The sequence below is a fragment of the Pseudomonas sp. OST1909 genome (assembly GCF_015277575.1).
Taxonomy (GTDB): domain Bacteria; phylum Pseudomonadota; class Gammaproteobacteria; order Pseudomonadales; family Pseudomonadaceae; genus Aquipseudomonas; species Aquipseudomonas synxantha_A.
Genome location: NZ_CP063780.1, coordinates 5,056,839 through 5,080,518, shown reverse-complemented (window position 1 = coordinate 5,080,518; position 23,680 = coordinate 5,056,839). Strand labels below are relative to the sequence as shown.

The 23,680-nt window shown below is 59.3% G+C and carries 23 protein-coding genes; 15 read left to right on the top strand and 8 right to left on the bottom strand.

Annotated features, from left to right (window positions below; genetic code table 11):
* Positions 1–30 precede the first annotated feature (30 nt).
* From IH404_RS22125 to IH404_RS22115, 3 genes are all read right to left on the bottom strand, one after another.
* Positions 31–240: a hypothetical protein gene (locus IH404_RS22125; RefSeq protein ID WP_143508477.1), complete on the bottom strand. Its 210-nt coding sequence runs from the start codon at positions 238–240 to the stop codon at positions 31–33.
* Between the two features lie 156 nt (positions 241–396).
* Positions 397–993 (bottom strand): Fe-Mn family superoxide dismutase, encoded by a 597-nt coding sequence (locus tag IH404_RS22120; protein ID WP_003212997.1) that lies wholly within the window; start codon positions 991–993, stop codon positions 397–399.
* A gap of 178 nt (positions 994–1,171) precedes the next feature.
* Positions 1,172–1,771: a LysE/ArgO family amino acid transporter gene (locus IH404_RS22115; RefSeq protein ID WP_005790791.1), complete on the bottom strand. Its 600-nt coding sequence runs from the start codon at positions 1,769–1,771 to the stop codon at positions 1,172–1,174.
* A 100-nt stretch (positions 1,772–1,871) separates the two neighbouring features.
* Between IH404_RS22115 and IH404_RS22110 the strand changes: the two genes are divergently transcribed.
* The 10 genes from IH404_RS22110 (at position 1,872) to IH404_RS22065 (ending at position 13,125) form a co-directional block, all read left to right on the top strand.
* A complete protein-coding gene (locus IH404_RS22110; RefSeq protein WP_194439042.1) occupies positions 1,872–2,765 on the top strand; it encodes a LysR family transcriptional regulator ArgP in 894 nt (297 codons plus the stop codon).
* Positions 2,766–2,817: 52 nt separating this feature from the next.
* On the top strand, positions 2,818–3,816 hold the full coding sequence (locus IH404_RS22105; protein ID WP_194439040.1) for an NAD-dependent epimerase/dehydratase family protein: 999 nt from the start codon (positions 2,818–2,820) through the stop codon (positions 3,814–3,816).
* 124 nt (positions 3,817–3,940) lie between these two features.
* Positions 3,941–4,765 (top strand): ATPase, encoded by an 825-nt coding sequence (locus IH404_RS22100; protein ID WP_194439038.1) that lies wholly within the window; start codon positions 3,941–3,943, stop codon positions 4,763–4,765.
* 184 nt (positions 4,766–4,949) lie between these two features.
* A complete protein-coding gene (locus IH404_RS22095) occupies positions 4,950–6,209 on the top strand; it encodes an AGE family epimerase/isomerase (RefSeq protein ID WP_194439037.1) in 1,260 nt (419 codons plus the stop codon).
* Between the two features lie 104 nt (positions 6,210–6,313).
* Positions 6,314–7,600, top strand: a complete 1,287-nt coding sequence (locus IH404_RS22090) for an ABC transporter substrate-binding protein (protein ID WP_194439035.1) — start codon at positions 6,314–6,316, stop codon at positions 7,598–7,600.
* 181 nt (positions 7,601–7,781) lie between these two features.
* The gene (locus IH404_RS22085) at positions 7,782–8,690 is read left to right on the top strand and encodes a sugar ABC transporter permease (protein ID WP_005790780.1); all 909 of its coding nucleotides are present in this window, start codon (positions 7,782–7,784) and stop codon (positions 8,688–8,690) included.
* A complete protein-coding gene (locus IH404_RS22080) occupies positions 8,683–9,528 on the top strand; it encodes a carbohydrate ABC transporter permease (RefSeq protein WP_005790778.1) in 846 nt (281 codons plus the stop codon). The genes IH404_RS22085 and IH404_RS22080 overlap by 8 nt, the downstream gene beginning before the upstream one ends.
* A gap of 2 nt (positions 9,529–9,530) precedes the next feature.
* Positions 9,531–10,694: a sn-glycerol-3-phosphate ABC transporter ATP-binding protein UgpC gene (ugpC, locus tag IH404_RS22075; protein ID WP_103734747.1), complete on the top strand. Its 1,164-nt coding sequence runs from the start codon at positions 9,531–9,533 to the stop codon at positions 10,692–10,694.
* A 137-nt stretch (positions 10,695–10,831) separates the two neighbouring features.
* The gene (locus tag IH404_RS22070; RefSeq protein ID WP_005790775.1) at positions 10,832–12,181 is read left to right on the top strand and encodes a carbohydrate porin; all 1,350 of its coding nucleotides are present in this window, start codon (positions 10,832–10,834) and stop codon (positions 12,179–12,181) included.
* 98 nt (positions 12,182–12,279) lie between these two features.
* The gene (locus IH404_RS22065; protein ID WP_194439033.1) at positions 12,280–13,125 is read left to right on the top strand and encodes a D-hexose-6-phosphate mutarotase; all 846 of its coding nucleotides are present in this window, start codon (positions 12,280–12,282) and stop codon (positions 13,123–13,125) included.
* A gap of 121 nt (positions 13,126–13,246) precedes the next feature.
* On the opposite strand, the gene IH404_RS22060 is transcribed toward IH404_RS22065, so the two are convergent.
* Entirely contained in the window at positions 13,247–14,107 is an 861-nt protein-coding gene (locus tag IH404_RS22060) for a MurR/RpiR family transcriptional regulator (protein ID WP_169856377.1), read from the bottom strand.
* A 219-nt stretch (positions 14,108–14,326) separates the two neighbouring features.
* On the opposite strand from IH404_RS22060, the gene zwf reads away from it, so the two are divergent.
* Genes zwf through IH404_RS22045 form a run of 3 tightly spaced genes read left to right on the top strand, consistent with a single transcriptional unit; the run spans position 14,327 to position 17,176 of the window.
* Positions 14,327–15,793: a glucose-6-phosphate dehydrogenase gene (gene zwf / locus IH404_RS22055; RefSeq protein ID WP_005790770.1), complete on the top strand. Its 1,467-nt coding sequence runs from the start codon at positions 14,327–14,329 to the stop codon at positions 15,791–15,793.
* Positions 15,780–16,493, top strand: coding sequence for a 6-phosphogluconolactonase (gene pgl, locus IH404_RS22050; protein ID WP_032803690.1), 714 nt, complete (start codon positions 15,780–15,782; stop codon positions 16,491–16,493). The genes zwf and pgl overlap by 14 nt, the downstream gene beginning before the upstream one ends.
* 17 nt (positions 16,494–16,510) lie before the next feature.
* Entirely contained in the window at positions 16,511–17,176 is a 666-nt protein-coding gene (locus IH404_RS22045) for a bifunctional 4-hydroxy-2-oxoglutarate aldolase/2-dehydro-3-deoxy-phosphogluconate aldolase (RefSeq protein WP_032803689.1), read from the top strand.
* Positions 17,177–17,288: 112 nt separating this feature from the next.
* On the opposite strand, the gene IH404_RS22040 is transcribed toward IH404_RS22045, so the two are convergent.
* Together IH404_RS22040 and IH404_RS22035 are read right to left on the bottom strand one after the other, a co-directional pair.
* Positions 17,289–18,464: an aminotransferase class V-fold PLP-dependent enzyme gene (locus IH404_RS22040; protein ID WP_005790763.1), complete on the bottom strand. Its 1,176-nt coding sequence runs from the start codon at positions 18,462–18,464 to the stop codon at positions 17,289–17,291.
* 10 nt (positions 18,465–18,474) lie between these two features.
* Positions 18,475–18,711: a DUF3820 family protein gene (locus tag IH404_RS22035; RefSeq protein WP_005790761.1), complete on the bottom strand. Its 237-nt coding sequence runs from the start codon at positions 18,709–18,711 to the stop codon at positions 18,475–18,477.
* Between the two features lie 204 nt (positions 18,712–18,915).
* Here IH404_RS22035 and IH404_RS22030 point away from each other — a divergent pair, with 204 nt between their 5' ends.
* Positions 18,916–19,383, top strand: a complete 468-nt coding sequence (locus IH404_RS22030) for a PA2169 family four-helix-bundle protein (RefSeq protein WP_003175720.1) — start codon at positions 18,916–18,918, stop codon at positions 19,381–19,383.
* Positions 19,384–19,526: 143 nt separating this feature from the next.
* On the opposite strand, the gene IH404_RS22025 is transcribed toward IH404_RS22030, so the two are convergent.
* Both IH404_RS22025 and IH404_RS22020 read right to left on the bottom strand, forming a co-directional pair.
* Positions 19,527–19,997: a MaoC family dehydratase gene (locus IH404_RS22025; protein WP_003193747.1), complete on the bottom strand. Its 471-nt coding sequence runs from the start codon at positions 19,995–19,997 to the stop codon at positions 19,527–19,529.
* Between the two features lie 56 nt (positions 19,998–20,053).
* Entirely contained in the window at positions 20,054–20,998 is a 945-nt protein-coding gene (locus tag IH404_RS22020; RefSeq protein ID WP_194439031.1) for an alpha/beta hydrolase, read from the bottom strand.
* A 210-nt stretch (positions 20,999–21,208) separates the two neighbouring features.
* On the opposite strand from IH404_RS22020, the gene fadD2 reads away from it, so the two are divergent.
* The gene (gene fadD2 / locus IH404_RS22015; RefSeq protein ID WP_194439030.1) at positions 21,209–22,897 is read left to right on the top strand and encodes a long-chain-fatty-acid--CoA ligase FadD2; all 1,689 of its coding nucleotides are present in this window, start codon (positions 21,209–21,211) and stop codon (positions 22,895–22,897) included.
* Positions 22,898–23,680 lie beyond the last annotated feature (783 nt).

The window sequence follows — 23,680 nt, the reverse complement described above, 5'->3', positions numbered from 1 at the left end:
GAGGAGGTCCGCCTTCGAGTGGGTGACGATTTAAGAAAAATCGATTTTACCCTGGGGCTTTGGCGCTTCCCCACCGATCTTGGAGCTTTCACCGGCCATGTCCAGGACTTTGCTTGCCATGTCCAGGACTTTGTTTCCGGCATTCATTGCACCGTTTGCCAGATCCAGCCCTTTATCAACAACACCCGCGACCATTGGGATCGCACCTGCAACCCCTGCTGCCATCGAAATAGGATCCATCGTTATTCTCCACATTGAATTAGAACCAGGAGGTTTATTCCTCCTGGCGTTTGTGTGGTGAATTGTTACTGTTGAGTTCCGCTATTTCTGGGCGGTCTGCCTGGCGCGCACAAAAAAGCCCGGCAATCGCCGGGCTCTCTTTACTGAACGCGCTGCTTAGGCAGTGAAGGTCTTGCCTTCGAACTGCTCAGCCACGAACTTCCAGTTGACCAGGTTCCAGAACGCTTCCACATACTTTGGACGCACGTTGCGGTAGTCGATGTAGTAGGCGTGTTCCCATACGTCGCAGGTCAGCAGCGGGGTGTCGCCGCTGGTCAGCGGGTTGCCGGCACCGATGGTGCTGGCCAGGGCCAGGGAACCGTCAGCCTTTTTCACCAGCCAGCCCCAACCGGAACCGAAGGTGCCGACGGACGTTTTGGTGAACTCTTCCTTGAACTTGTCGAACGAACCGAACGCAGCGTTGATGGCTTCAGCCAGTGCGCCGGTTGGTTGGCCGCCGGCGTTTGGCGCCAGGCAGTTCCAGTAGAAGGTGTGGTTCCAGACCTGAGCGGCGTTGTTGAAGATGCCGCCCGAGGAAGACTTGACGATTTCTTCCAGGGTCTTGCCTTCGAACTCGGTGCCAGGCACCAGGTTGTTCAGGTTCACGACATAGGTGTTGTGGTGCTTGTCGTGGTGGTATTCCAAGGTTTCCTTGGAGATGTGCGGCTGCAGGGCATCGTGTGCGTAGGGCAGCGGCGGCAATTCGAAAGCCATGATGATTCTCCTAATCAGGTCAGTTGCGGTGAGCGCAAGGCCGATCACGGGCGGCCAAACATGCGCCGGGGAGTTTGTACTCTTTGCGGCGCAGGGGTCCGATCATAGCACCGGGGGTGCGGCATAACCACGCAACAACTGTGTGGGATAGAGGTTCCAGCGCGTTTTCAACTATTGGTCAGGCGCTGATCAATTGGTAGGCCACCGAGAACATCATCACCGCCACCAGCAAGTCCAGCAGGCGCCAGGTGGCCGGGCGTGCCAGCCAGGGTGCCAGCCACGCCGCGCCGAGTGCCAGGGTGGTGAACCAAAGGAACGAAGCGCTGGCTGCACCGGCCACGTAGGCCCCCGGTTCGGTTTGTTGCGCGCCCAGGGAACCGATCAGCAGCACGGTGTCCAGGTACACATGGGGGTTGAGCAGGGTCACCGCCAGCGCGCTCAACAGGACCGCGCGCAATGAGCGGGTCTTGAGACTGGCATCCTGATCCAGGCTTTGTTTCGAACAGGCCCGGCGCAGCGCACATGCGCCATACCACAGCAGAAACGCCGCGCCGCCCCAGCGTGCCACCGCAAGCAGTATCGGGCTTTGTGCCAGCACGGTGGCCAGGCCGAACACCCCGGCGGCCACCAGCAGCGCATCGCAGATCACGCACAAGGCCGCGACGGGCAAGTGATGCTCGCGGCGCAGGCTTTGCGCGAGGACGAACGCGTTCTGGGTGCCGATTGCCATGATCAGCCCGAGGGCCACCAGCAAGCCATTCATATAGCTCTGCCACATACTGAGGAATCCTTGTTGATGCTTAAACGATGCTGGCTATGGTGCGGGTCGGGCCTGTATAAGAAAAACCAATATTGCTGATCGCTCATTAGGAAAACTGATGTTCGACTATAAATTGCTTTCTGCCCTCGCGGCGGTGGTGGAACAAGCCGGCTTCGAGCGTGGTGCGCAGGTGCTGGGGCTGTCGCAGTCGGCGATCTCCCAGCGCATCAAGCTGCTGGAGGCACGTATCGGGCAACCGGTGCTGGTACGGGCCTCGCCTCCAACCCCGACCGACATCGGCCGACGCCTGCTCAACCATGTGCAGCAGGTGCGTTTGCTGGAGCGTGACCTGCAAAGCCAGGTGCCGGCGCTGGACGAGGAGGGTATGCCCGAGCGCTTGCGCATCGCCCTGAATGCCGACAGCCTGGCCACCTGGTGGGCCGAGGCCATCAGCGACTTCTGCGCCGAACAGCACTTGCTGCTGGACCTGGTGGTCGAAGACCAGACCGTGGGCCTCAAACGTATGCGCGCCGGTGAGGTCGCGGCCTGTATTTGTGCCAGCGAGCGTCCGGTGGCTGGTGCTCGCAGTCTGTTACTGGGCGCCATGCGTTATCGGGCGCTGGCCAGCCCGGCGTTTATTGCCCGGCATTTTCCGGCGGGCGTGCGCGCCGATCAATTGGCGCGCACGCCGGCGCTGGTGTTCGGCCCGGATGATTTCCTGCAACACCGTTACCTGGCTTCCCTCGGGGTGGACGGAGGTTTTGAGCACCATCTATGCCCGTCGTCCGAAGGTTTTATTCGCCTGACGGAAGCCGGTCTTGGGTGGGGCCTGGTGCCCGAATTACAGGTGCGCGACCAGATGGAAACCGGCGTATTGGTCGAGTTATTGCCAGATAAGCCCATCGATGTGCCGCTGTACTGGCATCATTGGCGCAGTGGCGGGCAACTGTTGAGCTTGTTGACCGACCATCTGGCCCAGGTTTGTGGCCACTGGTTGGTGCCGTTGAAGTGATGGCGGGCGTCAAGGCCACAGCGATGAAAAACGAAAGAACACGGAGTACTACATGAAAATTCTGGTCACCGGCGCAAGCGGCTTCATCGGCGGGCGCTTTGCGCGTTTTGCCCTTGAACAGGGCCTGGATGTGCGGGTCAACGGGCGACGCGCCGAGGGTGTCGAACACCTGGTCCGGCGCGGTGCCGAGTTTATCCAGGGTGACTTGAATGATGCCGACCTGGTGCGTGACCTGTGCCGCGACGTTGAAGCCGTGGTGCATTGCGCCGGCGCCGTCGGGTTGTGGGGCAAGTATCAGGACTTTCACCAAGGCAATGTGCTGGTCACTGAAAACGTGGTCGAAGCCTGCCTCAAGCAGCGCGTGGGGCGCCTGGTGCACCTGTCGTCGCCGTCGATCTACTTCGACGGCCGCGACCATTCAGGCATCACCGAAGAGCAGGTGCCCAAGCGTTTCAAGCATCCCTATGCCGCCACCAAATATCTGGCCGAGCAGAAGGTCTTCGGTGCCCAGGAGTTCGGTCTTGAAGTGCTGGCCCTGCGCCCGCGTTTTGTCACCGGTGCCGGCGACATGAGCATCTTCCCGCGGCTGTTGAAGATGCAGCGCAAGAACCGCCTGGCCATTGTCGGCGACGGCCTGAACAAGGTCGACTTCACCAGCGTGCACAACCTCAATGAAGCGCTGCTCAGCAGCCTGCTCGCACCCGGTTCGGCGCTGGGCAAGGCGTACAACATCAGTAACGGCGCACCGGTGCCTATATGGGATGTGGTCAATTATGTGATGCGGCAAATGGAGCTGCCCCAAGTGACCCGTTATCGGTCTTACGGTTTGTCCTACAGCGTGGCAGCCTTGAATGAGGCGTTCTGTGCGATGTGGCCGGGGCGGCCGGAGCCTTCGTTATCGCGTTTGGGCATGCAGGTGATGAACAAAGATTTCACCCTCGACATCAGCCGTGCCAGGCATTATCTGGACTACGAGCCCAAGGTCAGCCTGTGGGCCGCACTCGATGAGTTCTGCAGTTGGTGGAAAGCCCAGGATCCGGGCCTCAAGTAAGCTCATAACCAGCAACACATCGGGAACCGAATTCGCCGGCGTGTCGACCTATGCGTCTGGAGCACGGTTTATACTTGCGCCGCTCGGCCTCTGAGCAGCCACCTCATTGATTCAAGGTAGATTCATGCGTAACGATGCAAAAGACGACTTCGACAACGTGCCCAGCCTGCGGGCAGACCTCGGGGACGACGATGATTTCGTGCCGACTGCCGCCACTTCGGTGCGCTCGCGAACCACACCAGTGGTCAACGTTAAAAGTGCCAGCACCGGCCCGTTGTGGGCGTTGGTAGGCGCATTGCTGATTGCTTTCGCCGGCCTGGCCTGGTGGAGCTTCCAGCAGATTTCCCTGATGGGCCAGCAACTGGTCGCCACCCAGGAAAGCTTCGCCCGCATCAGCGAGGAAGCGGCGGGGCGCCTGCAGGATATTTCCGGCAAGGTCGTGGCCAGCGAAGCCAGCGTGAACAACGGCAGCGAGGCGCTGAAATTGCAGATCAAGCAGTTGCAAGCCCAGTTGCAGGAGCAGGGCAAGCAACAGTTGGGCGTCGCCGGCCAAGCCACCGAGCTGGACAGTCGCCTGGCCCAGATGAGCGCCAGTACCACCGAACTGACGGCTGCCAATGCCAAGCTGCAAGGCCAGGTGCAGGCCCTGACCGACGCTGTCGCCAGCCTCAAGGCGGCCCAAGGTGAGATCAAGGACTTGTCCACTGATGTGGCAGCCTTGAAGAAGCAGGGCAATCCAGGCGCCGCCATCGCCCGTCTTGAGCAGGATTTGCTGGTACTCAAGAGTGCCCAGGAAAACCAGCCTGCCAACGTCGATGCGCCGACCAACAAGGAGTTTGATGTGTTCCGCATCCAGACCACGCGCAATATCACCACCTTGCAGAGCCAGGTGCAGAATCTGAACCAGCGCCTCAATGCGCCTGCTGCGGCCACACCGCTGGGTCAATGAACGAAGTTATGGTCTTTGAATGAGATCTAAATGTGGGAGGGGGCAAGCCCCCTCCCACATTTCGGATTTTCACTTGGAGATTGATTGTCACCGGATAGTGACATTTCTTCTCTCCTTCGTTACTTGCCCTTGCCGCGCCCTTGTTTAGACTCCGGTCATCCCAAAAAAACAATAAGGGCCACCCATGACCACCCATCCACTGCCTGCCAGCAGTTGGCTGAACGCACCTGCCCACCACGCCTGGCTCGCCGCTGAAGGCCAGCGCCTGTTGGCGTTCGCCAAGGCATCGCGCCTGCCGGACGGGTTCGGCAACCTCGACGATAAAGGCCAGTTGCCCGCCGATGCCCGCGCCGAAACCATGAACACCGCCCGTATGACCCACAGCTTCGCCATGGCCCATGCCATGGGGCTGCCAGGTTATGCCGAGCTGATGGCGCATGGCGTGACGGCTCTCAGCGGCCCGCTGCACGACAGTGAGCAGGGTGGGTGGTTCGCCGCGGCTCAAGCCCTGGATGGCAACACCGGCAAAGCGGCGTACCTGCATGCATTCGTGGCCCTGGCCGCCAGCTCTGCGGTGGTGGCTGGCGCGCCGGGTGCGCAAACCTTGTTGAACGACGCCATTCATATCATCGACCAGTTCTTCTGGAGCGAGGAGGAGGGCGTCATGCTTGAATCTTTCGCCCGGGACTGGAGTGGTGTCGAAGGCTATCGCGGCGCCAACAGCAACATGCACGCCACCGAGGCTTTCCTGGCCCTGGCCGATGTCACCGCTGACAGCCGTTGGCTGGACCGTGCGCTGCGCATCGTCGAGCGGGTGATCCACACCCACGCCGCCAGCAACCAGTTCATGGTGATCGAGCACTTTGACGCGCAGTGGAAACCTCTACTGGGCTACAACGAAGATAACCCCGCTGATGGGTTTCGCCCCTACGGCATCACCCCTGGGCACGGTTTCGAATGGGCGCGGCTGCTACTGCACCTGGAAGCAGCGCGCCTGCAGGCCGGGCTGGATACGCCGGCTTGGTTGGTTGACGACGCCAAAGGGCTGTTTGCCAGCGCCTGTGAATATGCCTGGGCCGTGGATGGTGCACCGGGCATTGTCTACACCTTGGATTGGAGTCGGCGCCCGGTTGTACGCGAGCGCTTGCACTGGACCCACGCAGAAGCCAGCGCCGCTGCTCAGGCACTGCTCAAACGTACGGGTGAACTGCATTACGAGATCTGGTATCGACGCATCTGGGAGTTTTGTGAAACCCACTTCATCGATCGGCTCCATGGCAGTTGGCACCACGAACTCAGCCCGCACAACCAACCCAGCAGCAAAATCTGGGGCGGCAAACCTGATCTGTACCATGCCTGGCAAGCTGTGGTGCTGCCTGCGTTACCCTTGGCACCCAGCCTGGCCAGTGCATTGGGCAGCGGACGTTATGTCACCAAGTGGTGACATTTGTGCGTCCCTTTGTTACCTGCGCCTGGAAAATCCCTGTTTAAACTCCGTGCAGCGCAAGCTCTAGACTTGCATGCATAACAACAAGAAAAGGTACTCAGATGAACGCGATTAATCGCCTCGCCGTTGCTATTTCCATTGCCTCGTTGTTTCCCCTCAGTGCATTTGCCGCCGACTCCAAAGGTACGGTGGAAGTGGTGCATTGGTGGACTTCCGGTGGTGAAAAAGCAGCTGTGGATGTCCTGAAGGCCCAAGTTGAGAAAGACGGCTTCACCTGGAAAGACGGTGCCGTTGCAGGTGGCGGTGGCGCCACCGCCATGACCGTGCTGAAAAGCCGTGCGGTTGCCGGCAACCCACCGGGCGTAGCCCAGATCAAAGGCCCCGACATCCAGGAATGGGCGTCCACTGGCCTGCTCGACACCGACGTGCTCAAAGACGTCGCCAAAGACGAAAAGTGGGATTCCCTGCTCGACAAGAAAGTCTCCGATACCGTGAAGTACGACGGTGACTACGTGGCCGTACCGGTGAATATCCACCGTGTGAACTGGCTGTGGATCAACCCGGAAGTCTTCAAGAAAGCCGGTATCACCAAGAACCCGACCACCCTCGAAGAATTCTACGCAGCCGGCGACAAGCTCAAAGCTGCAGGCTTCATTGCGCTTGCCCACGGCGGCCAGCCTTGGCAGGACAGCACCGTTTTCGAAGCGGTAGTGCTCTCGGTCATGGGGGCTGATGGTTACAAGAAAGCCCTGGTCGACCTGGATAACGACGCCCTGACCGGTCCGCAAATGGTCAAGTCCCTCACTGAGCTGAAGAAAGTCGCGACCTACATGGACGTGGACGGCAAAGGCCAGGACTGGAACCTCGAAGCCGGCAAGGTCATCAACGGCAAGGCCGGTATGCAGATCATGGGTGACTGGGCCAAGTCCGAGTGGACTGCCGCCAAGAAAGTCGCTGGCAAGGACTACGAGTGCGTAGCGTTCCCTGGCACCGACAAAGCCTTCACCTACAACATCGACTCCCTGGCGGTGTTCAAGCAGAAAGACAAAGGCACTGCCGCAGGTCAGCAGGACATTGCCAAAGTCGTGCTGGGTGAAAACTTCCAGAAAGTGTTCAGCATCAACAAGGGCTCGATCCCTGTGCGTAACGACATGCTGACCAAGATGGATTCCTACGGCTTCGACTCCTGCGCCCAGACCGCCGCCAAGGACTTCCTGACCGACGCCAAGACCGGCGGCCTGCAGCCAAGCATGGCGCACAACATGGCCACTACCCTGGCGGTGCAAGGTGCGTTCTTTGACGTAGTGACCAACTACATCAACGACCCGAAAGCCGACCCGGCCGACACCGCCAAGAAGCTGGGTGCTGCGATCAAGTCGGCCAAGTAACACTTGGTAGCGGATTTTTGTGGGAGCCGGGCTTGCCCGCGATGCAAGCAACTCGGTGTACCGGTTACACCGAGGTGATGCCATCGCAGCGGTGCGACGATTCGACAAGCCAGCTCCCACACAAACCGCGTTCGACAAGAGACTCACCTTGTAGTCCTTTTTCCCTGTAGTGGATTTTCCCATGAGTTCTGTTGCTGTGTTCAGCAAGGCCTCGCCGTTCGATGTGCTGCAACGCTGGCTACCCAAACTGGTGCTGGCGCCGAGCATGTTCATCGTGCTGGTGGGCTTTTACGGCTACATCCTGTGGACGTTCGTGCTGTCGTTCACCACTTCCACGTTCCTGCCCAGCTACAAGTGGGCGGGCCTGGCTCAGTATGAGCGGTTGTTCGACAACGACCGTTGGTGGGTGGCGAGCAAAAACCTGGCGCTGTTCGGCGGCATGTTCATTGGCATCACCCTGGTGATCGGCGTGACGCTGGCGATTTTCCTCGACCAGAAAATCCGCCGCGAAGGCTTTATCCGCACCATTTACCTGTACCCGATGGCGCTCTCGATGATCGTCACCGGTACCGCCTGGAAATGGCTGCTGAACCCGGGCATGGGCCTGGACAAACTTCTGCGGGATTGGGGCTGGGAAGGCTTCCGTCTCGACTGGCTGATCGACCCCGACCGCGTGGTCTACTGCCTGGTGATCGCCGCTGTGTGGCAAGCCTCGGGCTTTATCATGGCGATGTTCCTGGCTGGCCTGCGTGGGGTTGATCAATCGATCATTCGCGCCGCCCAGATCGACGGCGCCAGCCTGCCACGCATTTATTGGAGCGTGGTGCTACCAAGCCTGCGTCCGGTGTTCTTCAGTGCGGTGATGATCCTGGCGCACATTGCGATCAAGAGCTTCGACCTGGTGGCGGCGATGACCGCGGGTGGCCCGGGCTATTCGTCCGATCTGCCGGCGATGTTCATGTACTCGTTCACCTTCAGCCGTGGCCAGATGGGCATGGGCTCGGCCAGTGCAATCCTGATGCTCGGTGCGATCCTCGCGATCATCGTGCCGTACCTCTACTCCGAGCTGAGGACCAAACGTAATGACTAGTCTCGCCTCCAAACCTGCCATCAGCCTGAGTCGTATCGCGATCTATGCGGTGCTGATCCTCGCCGTGCTGCTGTACCTGGTGCCGCTGGTGGTGATGCTGCTCACCAGCTTCAAGACTCCCGAAGACATCAGCAGCGGCAACCTGCTGAGCTGGCCGACCGTGGTCAGTGGCATCGGCTGGGTCAAGGCCTGGGCCACTGTGGATGGCTACTTCTGGAACTCGATCAAGATCACCGTTCCAGCCGTGCTGATTTCCACCGCCATCGGGGCCTTGAATGGGTATGTGCTGTCGTTCTGGCGCTTCCGAGGTTCGCAACTGTTCTTTGGATTGTTGCTGTTCGGCTGCTTCCTGCCGTTCCAGACCGTGCTGCTGCCCGCGTCGTTCACCCTCGGCAAAATGGGTCTGGCGAGCACAACCACCGGCCTGGTGTTTATCCACGTGGTCTACGGCCTGGCGTTCACCACGCTGTTCTTCCGTAACTACTACGTAAGCATCCCGGATGCGCTGATCAAGGCGGCACGCCTGGACGGTGCGGGTTTCTTCACCATCTTCCGGCAGATCATTCTGCCGATGTCGACGCCGATCATCATGGTCTGCCTGATCTGGCAGTTCACGCAGATCTGGAACGACTTCCTGTTCGGCGTGGTGTTCTCCAGTGGCGACTCCCAGCCCATCACGGTGGCGCTGAACAACCTGGTCAACACCAGCACCGGGGCCAAGGAATATAACGTGGATATGGCGGCGGCGATGATCGCCGGGCTGCCGACCCTGCTGGTCTATGTGATCGCAGGCAAGTATTTCGTGCGCGGCCTCACGGCCGGCGCGGTCAAGGGGTAATCATGGCTACGCTTGAACTTCGCAATGTAAACAAAACCTACGGCGCCGGCCTGCCCGACACCTTGAAGAACATCGAACTGTCGATCAAGGAAGGCGAATTCCTGATCCTGGTCGGCCCTTCGGGGTGCGGCAAGTCCACGCTGATGAACTGCATCGCCGGCCTTGAGACCATCACCGGCGGCGCGATCATGATCGGTGATCAAGACGTGAGCGGCATGAGCCCCAAGGACCGCGACATCGCCATGGTGTTCCAGTCCTATGCGCTGTACCCGACCATGAGCGTGCGCGAGAACATCGAGTTCGGTCTGAAGATCCGCAAGATGCCGCAAGCCGACATCGACGCCGAAGTCGCACGCGTGGCCAAGCTGCTGCAGATCGAACACCTGCTCAACCGCAAGCCGGGCCAACTGTCCGGTGGCCAGCAGCAGCGTGTGGCCATGGGCCGAGCGCTGGCGCGGCGGCCGAAGATCTACCTGTTCGACGAACCGCTGTCCAACCTCGACGCCAAATTGCGCGTCGAGATGCGCACCGAAATGAAGCTGATGCACCAGCGTCTGAAAACCACCACCGTCTATGTCACCCACGACCAGATCGAAGCGATGACCCTGGGCGACAAGGTGGCGGTGATGAAGGATGGCATCATCCAACAATTCGGCACGCCGAAAGAAATCTATAACGACCCGGCGAACCTGTTTGTGGCAAGCTTTATCGGTTCACCACCGATGAACTTCGTGCCTTTGCGCCTGCAACGCAAGGACGGTCGTCTGGTCGCGCTGCTGGACAGCGGCCAGGCCCGTTGCGAGCTACCGCTGAGCATGAACGACGCCGGGCTTGAAGACCGTGATGTGATCCTCGGCCTGCGCCCGGAGCAGATCGTGCTGGCTGCGGGCGAGGGCAACGGCTCGTCGAGTATTCGTGCCGAAGTCCAGGTCACCGAGCCGACCGGCCCGGACACGCTGGTGTTTGTGCAGCTCAACGACACCAAGGTCTGCTGCCGCTTGGCGCCGGACGTCGCGCCGCAGGTGGGCGAGACCCTGACGCTGCAATTCGACCCGGCCAAGGTGTTGCTGTTTGACGCCAAGACCGGTGAGCGATTGGGGACTGCTGGCTCACTGGGGGCATCTGTGGGAGCCGGGCTTGCCCGCGATGGCGTCACCGCGTTGTAACTGCAGGACCGAGGCGCCTGCATCGCAGGCAAGCCCGGCTCCCACAGGAAAAAGAAGATAACCAGTTGTTTTAATTAAAAAATGTAACCCGCGTTAGATAAAAACAGTTTAATAACAATAAAGACGAGGATGTAGGGATGAAAAAGCAACACAACAACACCCGGCTGATCTGCCAGTTGTCAGCGGTAGCAGCCCTGGTTTTGTCCGCCAATGCGATGGCGGATGAAGCCTTCAGTGCCGATTCCAAGTGGATGACCGGCGATTGGGGCGGCGAGCGTACCAAGCTGATCGAGCAAGGTATCGACATCAAGGCCGACTACGTTGGGGAGATGGGCTACAACGCTCACGGTGGCTACAACGACGACAAGACCGGTCGCTACTCTGACCAGTTTGGTCTTGGCGTGGCACTGGACCTGCAAAAACTGTGGGGCTGGGATAACACCCAGGCCAAGATCCAGTTGACCAATCGTAATGGCGAGAACATCTCCAACGACCGTATTGGCGACCCGCGTGCCGGCACCTTGAGTTCATCGCAGGAAGTGTATGGCCGTGGCCACATGGTGCGTCTGACCCAACTGTGGATCCAGCACCAGTTCCTCGACGGCAAACTGGACGTCAAAGCCGGTTACTTCGGTGAAGGCGAAGACTTCAACACCTTCCCCTGCGAGTTCCAGAACCTGGCGTTCTGCGGTTCGCAAGTGGGTAACTGGGCCACCAACATCTGGTACAACTGGCCCGTCAGCCAGGCCGCTCTGCGTGTGAAATACCACATCACGCCTGAACTGTATGCGCAAATTGGCGCGTACAACCAGAACCCATCGCAAACCGAAATGGGCAACGGCTTCAAGCTCAGCGGTAGCGGCACCAAGGGCACCGTGTTGCCAGTTGAATTGGTGTGGTCGCCGAAGGTCAATGGCCTGCCGGGCGAGTACCGCGTGGGTTACTACAAGAGCACGGCTGACGCTGATGATGTGCGCGAAGACGTCAACGGCGGCGACGCTGGCGCCACTGGCGATGCCCTGCGCGTTCGCAACAGCAAAAGCGGCTACTGGGGCGTGGTGCAACAGCAACTCACCACCCACAACGGTGATGCCTCCCGTGGTCTGAACGTTGCGGCTAACGTCACCTTCCACGACAAGGACACCAACTTCATCGACAACTATCAGTCGCTGATGTTTGTGTACAAGGGCCCGTTCGATGCGCGTCCAAAGGATGACATCGGCATCGGTTTTGCCCGTATCCATGTCAACGATGACGTGAAGAAAACCGCAGAGCTGCGTAACGCGGCAGGTGGTTTCACTGACTACAGCCAGGCCGGTTACATGCCGCTGCAAGGTACCGAATACAACTACGAAATCAACTACGGCTTCCATGTCACCAATTGGCTGACCGTACGCCCTAACCTGCAATACATCACCCACCCAGGTGGTGTGGATCAAGTCGACAACGCCTTGGTCGCCGGCCTGAAAATTCAGTCTACCTTCTAACGCTGTTGCGATAAGCTCCTCTCTCTGTGCGCATTTGCGGGTAGCCATGGCTATCCGCTTTTTTTTGGCTTGCACTGTGATATTCGGAACCTGTGCACATGCATGAGCAACCGCTGCAACGCTTTTTCAAATCCCTGCGCGAGCGGCCGGTGTTCGCCTGGGAGCGCTTTCAGATGCGCGATGTGTTGGTGATCGACCACCCCCTGTGCCAGGCGGTGTTCAGTCGCCAGGGTGCGCAATTGCTGCACTTTCAACCGACGGGCCAGAAGCCGTGGCTGTGGTGCGCCGCCAGATGGCCGCAAGTCGGGGCTATCCGTGGTGGCGTACCGGTGTGCTGGCCGTGGTATGGCCGTCACCCCAGCGAAAACGCATGGCCGTCCCATGGCTGGGCGCGCTTGATCGACTGGAAACTGCTCGATAGCAGCACCGATGACGATGGCGTGCGCCTGCACTGGCAATTGCAATTGTGCGACTGGCAGGTGGACTTGCACGCACACCTGGGTGAAACCCTGGAACTGCGCCTGAGCACCGAGCATCAGGACGAGTTGCCGTGCCAGTTGAGCCATGCTTTGCACGCTTACTGGCGTATTGGTCACGTTGACGAGGTAGCGCTGTCTGGGCTCGACGGCGCGCAAGGTTATGATCAGCTCAACCGTCAGGTCTGCCAGCAGGAAGGTGAACTGCGGGTCGATGGCGGTTGCCAGCGGGTGTTCCAGCATGAGGGCGAACTACAGCTCAAGGACCACGCCTGGCAGCGTGAACTGTGCATCGACACCGGCGACAGCGCCGACACGGTGGTGTGGCATCCGGGGAGCCGGCCATTACTGGGCGTGAGCTTTAACGAGGCGTCGGGGTTTGTGTGTGTGGAGTCGGCGATGGCCGGGGCGAGCCTGGCGCCGGGGGAGAGGGCGCATTTGAGTCTGCAGGCTCGGGCTGGAGCTTAGCGGTGTGGCTGATGGCGCTATCGCAGGCAAGCCAGCTCCCACATTTGAAGGTATTCACACATCAAACTGTGGGAGGGGGCTTGCTCCCGATGGGGCCAGTGCAGCCACCACAGGTCCAGTCTTAGTTGAACTCATCCCCTACCGGATACCGGCTGTCATTCAAGCTCTCTTTGATCTTGCGCAAATGCGGCTGGAAATCTACCCCACGGCGCAACGTCATGCCGGTCGCCAACACATCCAGCACCGTCAATTGAATGATCCGCGAGGTCATCGGCATATAGATGTCGGTGTCTTCCGGCAGCGGGATGTTCAGGCTTACCGTACTGGCCTTGGCCAAAGGCGAGTTCTCGGCGGTTACGCCCAGCACCGACGCACCGTTTTCCCGGGCGATACGCGCCACTTCCACCAGCTCGCGGGTACGCCCGGTGTAGGAAATGATCACAAACAACTCACCGGTATGCGCCACCGAAGCGATCATGCGCTGCATCAGCACATCCGCATGAGCGGTCACTGCCAGGTTGAAGCGGAAAAATTTGTGCAGCGCATCCATGGCCACCGGCGCCGAGGCGCCCAGGCCGAAGAAGTGAATCTGGCGCGCCTGGATCAACAAATCCACGGCTTTGCTGATCAGCGCCGGGTCCAGGGCCTGGCAAGCGCTGTCCAGGGACGCGATGGCGCTGCCAAAGATCTTCTGGGTGTAGGCCTCGGGGTTATCATCGGCCTCCACGGCACGGCTGACATACGCGGCGCCACTGGCCAGGCTTTGCGCCAGCTGCAATTTAAGTTCAGGGTAACCGCTGACGCCGAACGAACGGCAGAAGCGGTTGACCGTCGGTTCGCTGACCGAGGCGGCCTGGGCGAGGGCGGCGATCGAGAAGCGTGTAGCCTGCTGCGGGTTGAGCAGGATGACTTCAGCGACTTTGCGCTCGGCCTTGTTTAATTCTTCGAGGCGGTTCCGGATCTGTTCCAGAAGATTTCGCACGCGGTCCATTCAGTCTTTCCTTCGGGCGACGATGCAAATAAAGGGCGGCAACCAATCGACGACTGGCTTTTCGCGGTGGCCTATCCTACTGAGGGTAGCTGAACACCACCACTCGCAATGCGTATTTCCGGAAAATGTTGTGGTTATTACTACATTTTTCCTTGAGTGATGCCTTGAAAAAAGGTATTTGTAGCTTAACTTGATAAAAGAACAAACATCATGCCTTCGATAACCGTAGAACCCTGCACCTTTGCCCTGTTTGGCGCCTTGGGTGATCTGGCGCTGCGCAAGTTATTTCCTGCCCTCTATCAACTCGATGGCGCCGGGCTGCTGCACGACGATACGCGCATCCTGGCCCTGGCCCGTGAAGCCGGCAGCGAGCAGCAACACCTGGCCCATATCGAAAAAGAATTGCGTAAATACGTCGGCAAGGAACTCGACGAAGCCGTGGCCGTGCGCTTCCTTGCGCGCCTGGCCTACGTGCATGTCGACTTCATGAAGGCTGACGACTACGTCGCCCTTGCCGAGAAGGTCGGCAGCGAGCAACGCCTGATCGCCTACTTCGCCACCCCTGCGGCGGTGTACGGGGCTATCTGCGAGAACCTGTCCAAGGTGGGCCTGGCGGAAAACACCCGCGTGGTCCTGGAAAAGCCCATCGGTTCGGACCTGGAATCCTCGCGCAAGGTCAACGACGCCGTGGCGCAGTTTTTCCCGGAAAACCGCACCTACCGTATCGACCACTACCTGGGCAAAGAAACCGTCCAGAACCTGATCGCCCTGCGTTTCGCCAACAGTTTGTTCGAAACCCAGTGGAACCAGAACTACATTTCCCACGTGGAAATCACCGTGGCCGAGCAGGTCGGCATCGAAGGCCGTTGGGGTTACTTCGACAAGGCCGGCCAGCTGCGCGACATGATCCAGAACCACCTGCTGCAGTTGCTGTGCCTGATCGCCATGGACCCGCCGGCCGACCTGTCCGCCGACAGTATCCGCGACGAGAAGGTCAAGGTGCTCAAGGCCCTGGCGCCGATCAGCCCCGAGGGCCTGACCACCCAGGTGGTACGCGGCCAATACATTGCCGGCTACAGTGCGGGCAAAGCCGTGCCGGGTTATCTGGAAGAAGACAATTCCAACACCCAGAGCGACACCGAAACCTTCGTCGCCCTGCGTGCCGATATTCGCAACTGGCGTTGGGCCGGGGTGCCGTTCTACCTGCGTACTGGCAAACGTATGCCGCAAAAGCTGTCGCAGATTGTCATCCATTTCAAGGAACCGTCCCACTACATCTTCGCCCCCGAGCAGCGCCTGCAGATCAGCAACAAGCTGATCATTCGCCTGCAACCGGACGAAGGTATTTCCTTGCGCGTGATGACCAAGGAGCAGGGCCTGGACAAGGGCATGCAACTGCGCAGCGGGCCACTGCAACTGAATTTTTCCGACACCTATCGCAGCGCACGCATCCCGGATGCCTACGAGCGGTTGTTGCTGGAAGTGATGCGCGGCAATCAGAACCTGTTTGTTCGCAAAGATGAAATCGAAGCCGCGTGGAAGTGGTGTGACCAGTTGATCGCCGGCTGGAAAAAGTCCGGTGATGCGCCCAAGCCGTATGCGGCGGGGTCCTGGGGGCCGATGAGCTCGATTGCACTGATTACGCGGGATGGGAGGTCGTGGTATGGCGATATCTGAATTGAAACTGCCTCAGGGCGTTACTGCCCATGAGTACCGTACGCCCACGCTGCTGGCCGATGGCCTGGCCCATGACGTGGCCGAACAACTGCGCGCTGCCATCAGCGCCCGTGGCGAGGCGACGCTGGTGGTGTCCGGTGGACGCAGCCCCGTGGCGTTTTTCCAGAACCTGGCCAAGCAGGGCCTGGACTGGTCCAAGGTCACCATCTCCCTTGCGGATGAACGCTGGGTGCCGGTAGAGCATGCCGACAGCAATGCCGGCTTGTTGAAGAAGCACCTGCTGCAAGGCCCGGCGGCCAAGGCCCAGTTCCTCAGCCTTTACAGCGCCACGGCCAATCTTGAAGACGCTGCCGAGCAGGCCGATCGCCTGCTGGCCGAACTGCCCGGCATTGATGTGCTGGTGCTGGGCATGGGCGATGACGGCCACACCGCCTCGCTGTTCCCCAACAGCCCCAACCTGGCAGAAGCACTGAAGGCCGACGGTACTCGCCGTTGCTGGCCGATGCTGGCGCCAACCGTGCCGCACCAGCGCCTGACCATGAGTCGTGCGCTGCTGGCGACGGCCAACTACACCGTGCTGTCGATTTCCGGCAGTTCGAAATTGACCACCTTGAGCGCAGCGCTGGCCAGCGACGATGTTGCTGCCATGCCGATTCGCGCGTTTTTGCAACCTACTCTCGAGATTTACTGGTGCCCATGAGCCAAGGATCAGCCGCTATGAAAAGCCCTCAACCGACCGTGTCCATGGCGGATAAAGTTGCCTTGATCGACAGCCTCTGCGCCAAGGCGCGGATCCTGCCGGTGATTACCATCGCCCGCGAGCAGGACATCCTGCCGCTGGCCGATGCCCTGGCAGCTGGCGGTTTGACCGCGTTGGAAGTGACCCTGCGTTCCGAGTTCGGCCTCAAGGCCATTCAGGTCTTGCGTGAGCAACGTCCTGAGCTGTGCACCGGTGCCGGTACCGTGCTTGATCGTCACATGCTCGAAGCGGCCGAAGTGGCAGGTTCGCAATTTATCGTTACCCCTGGCATTACCCGCGACCTGCTGGAAGCCTCGGTACACAGTCCGATCCCGCTGCTGCCAGGCATCAGCAACGCCTCCGGCATCATGGAAGGCTACGGCCTGGGTTATCGCCGCTTCAAGTTGTTCCCGGCCGAAGTCAGCGGCGGCGTCGCGGCCATCAAGGCGCTGGGCGGCCCGTTTGGCGAAGTGAAATTCTGCCCGACCGGCGGCGTTGGCCCGGCCAATATCAAAAGCTACATGGCGTTGAAAAACGTGATGTGCGTGGGCGGTAGCTGGATGCTTGATCCTGAGTGGGTCAGGAACGGCGACTGGGCACGCATCCAGGAAGTTACCGCACAGGCGCTGGCGCTGCTGGACTGAGCGGATTTACAGAATCGTTGTTGCTGTGCTTAACGGCATTTTTGCGGTGCACTTGGTCGGTGTGCCGCTTTTTTTTGCCTCTGGAAAATCCCCCGGCTCACCAAAAAACAGTTTAATCCTTGCTCAGCTCGGTAATGGCGTTGACCAGTACGCCGATATCCGCCGCCGTTGTCACCAACCCCGGCGTCACCCGAATACAGGTGCCAAACGCCGCTCCTGTTCGCGTGGTGGTGAACAGGTCGTATTCCTTGAGCAGCCTGTCCACCATTAACTGCTGATCGCGCCCGATGAACTTGAATGCAGTGATGCCGCAATACAAGCGCGGATCATCCGACGTCAGCACTTCAATCCCCGCCAATGGCCTCACCTGGCTTACCCACAGATCTCGCAGGTAATTGACCCGTGCGCCCTTGGCCGCCGCGCCACCCAGGTCTCGATGCTCTTCAAATACCAGCGGCAAAGTCATCAGCGCTGGGAAGTTGGGTGTGCTGTAGGACGTACGAGCGCGCACGTCAGTGGCGGGGTAGTGAAACTCGCCCATGTCCGGGTCGATATCGGCCAGGCGCTCCGGGGCGATGTACATAAAGCCCAGCGTCAGCGGTGCGCCAATCCATTTGTGCAGGTTGAAGCCCGCAAATTGGATGCCCAGTTCGGCGAGGTTGAACTCGATCTGGCCGAGGGCGTGAGCGCCGTCGAGGATCACGTCGATCCCCTGTTCCCGCGCAGCCTGGGCGATGGCCGCAACGGGCATCACCAGGCCGGTGCGGTGAGTGACATGCGTCAGGGCCATCAGTTTAAGGCGCGGATACTGCGCGAACGCCTCGTTATACGTCTGCACCAGGCTGTCGAAACTGGCCGGGTGGGTGTGTGACACCTCGATCACCTCCACGCCGCGAACATCGGCAAGCCAGCGCATGGCGCCCTTGACCGTGTCGTACTCCAAATCGCTGATCAGCACCTGGTCGCCGGGTTGCAGGCGGTTGTAGTTGCGGATCAGCGACTGTAAGGCTTCGGTAGCGTTGCGCGTGAAGGCGATCGACTCGGGGTCGACGTCAATCAATGCCGCCAGCGTGCGGCGAATCTCGACGTTTTCACCTTGCTCGAAACGTTGGCGCACATGTACCGAGTTGCTGCGGTTGATAAAGCTGATGTGCTCAAGGTATTGCGCTTGCACTGCACGGCTCATACGCCCGAAGTAGCCGTTTTCCAGGTTGATCGGCCCGGGTTGCAGCTCATAGCGCTGGGCGATGGTGTGCCAGTGGCGTTCGTTGTCGGCATTCCTTGGCATGGCGAGTCTCTCAATGGCGGGGGGCGGGTTTGCCGTGTTTGGCACGCAGTGGTTCGAGCAGTTCGGCCAGGCCGTTGTGGTCGATTTCCTGCATCAAGGCCAGCAGACCGCCCAATTCGCCATGGGGGAAACCTTCACGGGCAAACCAGTTCAGGTAGGGGCCGGGCAGGTCGGCGATGATCCGGCCCTTGTATTTGCCGAAGGGCATTTCGCGGGTGATCAGCAGTTCGAGTTTTTCAGGATTCATGAGCTTCGCGGGATTGAGGCGAGGTCTTCGAAAATACAGGCATTCTGCATGAAGGCCAAATGACAGATCATGCAAATAACGCACATACAGATGGTTCAATATTTCTTAAGTTATTGAAATTAATAGATAAATTTGTTTTTTAAAACCTGGCACGGGCGCTGCAATAACCAAGACACCCTTCTAACCCGTACAAGGAATTGAAAAATGACTGACATCAATAAAGAATCGATCTCCGTACTGAACGACCTGATCGAAACCAGCATCGACGGCCAAAAGGGTTTCAAGGAATGCGCTGAAGATATCAAGCATCCGGAACTCAAGGCTCTGTTTGCCAAGCGCTCTGCTGATTGCGCCACTGCCGCCGCTGAATTGAAAACCGCCGTGCGTGCCCTGGGTGGCGATCCGGAAGATTCCGGCAGCGTAGCAGGTGCTCTGCACCGTGGCTGGGTCGACGTGAAGTCGATGGTCACTGGCAAGGATGAAGAAGCGGTATTGAACGAAGCCGAGCGCGGTGAAGACCACGCACTGAAGGCTTACCGTGAAGCGATCGAGAAGATCAACAAGCACAACCTGCTGGGTATTCGTGACCTGGTGGAGCGTCAGTACCACGGCGTACAGCGCAACCACGACCAGGTAAAAGCCCTGCGTAACCAGGCTCGTGCTCAGTCCTGAGACCTGCACAGTAACAATTGTGGGAGGCGGCTTGCTCCCGATAGCGGTAAGTCAGTCGACCTATTGAGTGACTGACTCACCGCGATCGGGGGCAAGCCCCCTCCCACATTTGTATTGTGTAAATGCTGAGATTGCAGTCAGCCTCAGCCGATGCTGATCGGCGGCAACTCGGTCAACGTCACCACCTGCTGCTTGCGCGGCGCCAGAATCTCTGCCTCGCCATCTACCACCAACTCATCACGCTGGTTGAATACGCGTGTAGCGATGCGTACGCGAAACTTCGGCAGTTTTTCAAGGATTTCCAGGCGCACGGTAAGGGTGTCGCCAATCTTGACCGGTTTCTGAAAGGTCATCTGCTGGCCGATATAAATCGTGCCCGGCCCAGGCAGCTCGCAGGCTACGGCCGCACTGATCAGCGCACCGCTGAACATGCCGTGGGCGATGCGCTCCTTGAACATGGTTGCCTTGGCGTATTCGGCATCCAGGTGCACCGGGTTGTGGTCGCCGGACATGGCGGCAAACAACTGGATATCACGCTCTTCGACGGTCTTGCTGAAGCTGGCGGTCTGGCCCACTTCGAGCGCCTCGTACGGGGTGTTGGTTACCTGGGTCATCTAAAGGTGCATCCTGTGGCTTATCGGTAATTAATCGGCTGATTTTAAAGCAAAAACTATTCGCAGCGGGTTGGCCTGCGCAACGTCAGCGCCTGTTCCAGCCAGCTCAGAAGGTCGGCGGTGACTTCATCACGGTTGGTTTCGTTGAATACTTCATGCCGCGCCTGCGGGTAGAGGTTCAATTGTATGTTCTGGCAGCCGGCCTCACGCAGGACATGGGCCAAGTCCTTGAGACGCTTGCCTTCACTTACCGGATCACATTCGCCGCCCATCACCAGGATCGGCAGGCCCGGGTCGATCTGCGCGAGATTGGACGCTTTGCTGATTTGCTGCAAGCCGCCCAGCAGGTCGATCCACAACTGGTTGGTGCAGCGAAAACCGCAGAGCGGGTCGTTGATGTACTTGTCGACTTCGTCCGGGTCGCGGCTCAGCCAGTCGCAGGCGGTGCGGTTGGGTTTGAACGCTTTGTTGAACGAGCCGAATGACAGGAACTCGATCAACGCACTGCGGCCGCGCAACCCCTGGCGCATTCGTTCGATACGTGCGATCAGGCGTGCCGCGCTATACAGCGCTACCGGCTGGAAATTCGAACCGCTGAGAATCGCGCCATGCAGGCTGGCGCTGTGGTGCAGCAAATAGCCCTGGGCGATGTAGCTGCCCATGCTGTGGCCGAGCAAAATAATCGGCAGGTCCGGTTTTTGCTGGCCGATATGCTGGTTGAGGCTGGCCAGGTCGCCGACCACTTTGTTCCAGCCATCCTTTTCAGCGTACAGCCCCAGGGTGCCCTCATCGGCAGTACGCCCATGGCCGCGCTGGTCCAGCGCATACACCCCGTAGCCGGCGCTGCACAAGGCGTCGGCCAGGCGAGCATAACGACCACTGTGCTCGGCCATGCCGTGGGAGAGCATCACCACCGCCTTGGGCGGGGTGTCTGGCAGCCATTGGTTGACGTACAGGCGGCTGTGGTCATTCGCGGTCAGCCAGAAGGTGCTGTGGGTCATGGCGGCTTCCTTTGCTCAGGGTCGTTGGAGTGTATAGCTCATTCGCAGAGTTGCGGGGTATCTGCCTACACGTTAGACGCAAGATTCATACAATCAATGACACGATTTAGCGTATTTGCCTGTTTGCTCATAGCTGCTAACGTCCCCAAAGCTCCGCTTTTTATAAACGCTTAAAGCGGCCGGACACACTCAGGTAAGAGGACAAGAATAATGCAACCTGATTTCTGGAATGACAAACGCGCGGCGGGCGTTCCCAATGACATCGACCTCACGACCTACAAGTCGGTGATCGAAGTTTTCGAGCGTTCCTGCAAGACCTTTGCCGACCGTCCGGCGTTCAGCAACATGGGCATTACCCTGACCTACGCCGAGCTTGAACGCCAAAGTGCGGCGTTCGCCGGTTACCTGCAACAGCACACCGACCTCAAGCCTGGCGAGCGCATCGCGGTGCAAATGCCTAATGTGCTGCATTATCCGGTTGCGGTATTCGGCGCATTGCGCGCCGGGCTGATCGTGGTCAATACCAACCCGCTGTACACCCCTCGCGAGATGCGCCACCAGTTCAAGGACGCAGGTGTGCGGGCGCTGGTGTACCTCAACCTGTTCGGTTCGCGGGTGCAGGAGGTCTGCACCGACACCGAGATCGACTACTTGATCGAAGCCAGGATGGGTGACTTCATGCCCGCCGCCAAAGGCTGGCTGGTCAACACTGTGGTCGACAAGGTGAAGAAGATGGTCCCGGCCTACCACCTGCCACGGGCCGTGTCGTTCAAGCGTGCGTTGCGCATGGGCGCGGGCCTTGGGGTGACGCGCCATCCGGTAACCCTGGACGACATTGCCGTGCTGCAATACACCGGCGGGACCACCGGCCTGGCCAAGGGCGCGATGCTCACCCATGGCAACCTGGTGGCGAACATGCAGCAGGTGCGGGCGTGCATGTCGCAACTGGGTGAAGACGGCCACCCGCTGATCAAGGAAGGGCAGGAGGTCATGATCGCACCGCTGCCGCTGTACCATATCTATGCATTTACGGCGAATTGCATGTGCATGATGGTGTCCGGCAACCACAACGTGCTGATCACCAACCCACGGGACATTGGCGGCTTTATCAAGGAGCTAAAGCAGTGGCGGTTCTCCTGCCTGCTTGGGCTCAACACCCTGTTTGTGGCGTTGATGGACCACCCGGATTTCAAGAGCCTGGATTTCTCCCATCTCAAGATCACCAACTCCGGCGGCACCGCTCTGGTCAAGGCCACGGCGGAACGGTGGAAGGCGCTGACCGGTTGCTCCATCGGCGAAGGCTACGGCCTCACCGAAACCTCACCGGTGGCCAGCACCAACCCTTACGGCGGTCTATCGCGCCTGGGGACCGTAGGTATTCCGGTGCCGGGTACGGCGATGAAGGTGATTGATGATGCAGGGCAGGAACTGCCGTTGGGCGAACGTGGCGAGCTGTGCATCCAGGGCCCGCAGGTGATGAAGGGGTACTGGCAGCAACCCCAGGCCACCGCCGAAACCCTGGACGCTGAAGGCTGGCTCAAGACCGGTGACATTGCCGTGATCGACACCGACGGCTATGTCAGCATTGTTGATCGCAAGAAAGACCTGATTATCGTCTCCGGCTTCAATGTCTATCCCAACGAAATCGAAGATGTGGTGATGGCCCACCCGGCCGTAGCCAGCTGCGCGGTGATCGGCGTGCCGGACGAGCGCACGGGGGAGGCGGTGAAGCTGTTCGTGGTAGCGCGAGCCCAAGGGGTGAGCCTTGAGGAGCTGAAGGCGTACTGCAAGGCCAACTTCACGGGGTACAAGGTGCCCAAGCACATTGTGCTGAGGGAGTCTTTGCCGATGACGCCGGTGGGGAAAATTCTGCGGCGTGAGCTTCGCGACATCGCCTGAATTGAAATAGGGTACAAAACTGTGGGAGCTGGCTTGCCTGCGATAGCAGTGTTTCAGTCACCTGTTGAATTGACTGATCCACCGCTATCGCAGCATGGGTATCTACACAACTCTGACGTAGCAACCATCAGTAACCACGATGCGAAGCGAGCCGCTCTTGATCTTGCTCTTGATCTGCTTTTGATCTGAGGCGCTCCGTTAAACCACGCTGGCCGGAATTCGACAGGGATTTGGGGCACACCGAGCCTGAGCGAGGTGCCGAGTGGTGGGGCGAAGGCCTTTTGCTTACTTTTGGGCCTCTCCAAAAGTGAGTCGCTGTAAGAGCGAAACCATAAGCGGCCGTTACCGCAGCAACGGATATGTACTCGGTCTGATCCAACATCCTGGTCGGCTGTCAGGCCGCCTTCGCAGGCAAGCCAGCTCCCACATTTGGATCGCGTCGCATCATTTAGAGAGTCGGTGGCTGTCAGGCCGCCACGGGAGCAAGCTCCCTCGCCACAGGTTCAGGGCCATGCCAAAGTTGTGTAGATACCCATGGCTATCGCAGGCAAGCCACACACAGTGTATTTTTCGCCCTTGAGAGCCTGTTCCAGAGCCATTTCTGGCGTTATAGAATTTTTGCTCTAAAAGTGACCATTGGATATTCTTGAGTCATGTTTATGACTGTAGGGCCCTCTTTTGGCTCTAGGCGGCCCTCGGCAAAGCTGCTACTCTCGGCGCGCTTTGTGACGTCTCGGCCTGCTTGAAAGCGCCAGATTCACCTAAAAACATACACCAATAATA

Bases quoted from the DNA above. Each gene is read 5' to 3' on its own strand.
- IH404_RS22080 (WP_005790778.1), top strand. From the start codon at position 8,683: ATGACTAGTCTCGCCTCCAAACCTGCCATCAGCCTGAGTCGTATCGCG.
- IH404_RS22025 (WP_003193747.1), bottom strand. From the start codon at position 19,997: ATGACCCAGGTAACCAACACCCCGTACGAGGCGCTCGAAGTGGGCCAG.
- IH404_RS22065 (WP_194439033.1), top strand. From the start codon at position 12,280: ATGCATGAGCAACCGCTGCAACGCTTTTTCAAATCCCTGCGCGAGCGG.
- pgl (WP_032803690.1), top strand. From the start codon at position 15,780: ATGGCGATATCTGAATTGAAACTGCCTCAGGGCGTTACTGCCCATGAG.
- IH404_RS22115 (WP_005790791.1), bottom strand. From the start codon at position 1,771: ATGTGGCAGAGCTATATGAATGGCTTGCTGGTGGCCCTCGGGCTGATC.
- IH404_RS22095 (WP_194439037.1), top strand. From the start codon at position 4,950: ATGACCACCCATCCACTGCCTGCCAGCAGTTGGCTGAACGCACCTGCC.
- IH404_RS22110 (WP_194439042.1), top strand. From the start codon at position 1,872: ATGTTCGACTATAAATTGCTTTCTGCCCTCGCGGCGGTGGTGGAACAA.
- IH404_RS22035 (WP_005790761.1), bottom strand. From the start codon at position 18,711: ATGAATCCTGAAAAACTCGAACTGCTGATCACCCGCGAAATGCCCTTC.
- ugpC (WP_103734747.1), top strand. From the start codon at position 9,531: ATGGCTACGCTTGAACTTCGCAATGTAAACAAAACCTACGGCGCCGGC.
- IH404_RS22125 (WP_143508477.1), bottom strand. From the start codon at position 240: ATGGATCCTATTTCGATGGCAGCAGGGGTTGCAGGTGCGATCCCAATG.
- IH404_RS22100 (WP_194439038.1), top strand. From the start codon at position 3,941: ATGCGTAACGATGCAAAAGACGACTTCGACAACGTGCCCAGCCTGCGG.
- IH404_RS22090 (WP_194439035.1), top strand. From the start codon at position 6,314: ATGAACGCGATTAATCGCCTCGCCGTTGCTATTTCCATTGCCTCGTTG.
- IH404_RS22020 (WP_194439031.1), bottom strand. From the start codon at position 20,998: ATGACCCACAGCACCTTCTGGCTGACCGCGAATGACCACAGCCGCCTG.
- IH404_RS22085 (WP_005790780.1), top strand. From the start codon at position 7,782: ATGAGTTCTGTTGCTGTGTTCAGCAAGGCCTCGCCGTTCGATGTGCTG.
- IH404_RS22120 (WP_003212997.1), bottom strand. From the start codon at position 993: ATGGCTTTCGAATTGCCGCCGCTGCCCTACGCACACGATGCCCTGCAG.
- IH404_RS22070 (WP_005790775.1), top strand. From the start codon at position 10,832: ATGAAAAAGCAACACAACAACACCCGGCTGATCTGCCAGTTGTCAGCG.
- fadD2 (WP_194439030.1), top strand. From the start codon at position 21,209: ATGCAACCTGATTTCTGGAATGACAAACGCGCGGCGGGCGTTCCCAAT.
- IH404_RS22105 (WP_194439040.1), top strand. From the start codon at position 2,818: ATGAAAATTCTGGTCACCGGCGCAAGCGGCTTCATCGGCGGGCGCTTT.
- zwf (WP_005790770.1), top strand. From the start codon at position 14,327: ATGCCTTCGATAACCGTAGAACCCTGCACCTTTGCCCTGTTTGGCGCC.
- IH404_RS22030 (WP_003175720.1), top strand. From the start codon at position 18,916: ATGACTGACATCAATAAAGAATCGATCTCCGTACTGAACGACCTGATC.
- IH404_RS22045 (WP_032803689.1), top strand. From the start codon at position 16,511: ATGAAAAGCCCTCAACCGACCGTGTCCATGGCGGATAAAGTTGCCTTG.
- IH404_RS22040 (WP_005790763.1), bottom strand. From the start codon at position 18,464: ATGCCAAGGAATGCCGACAACGAACGCCACTGGCACACCATCGCCCAG.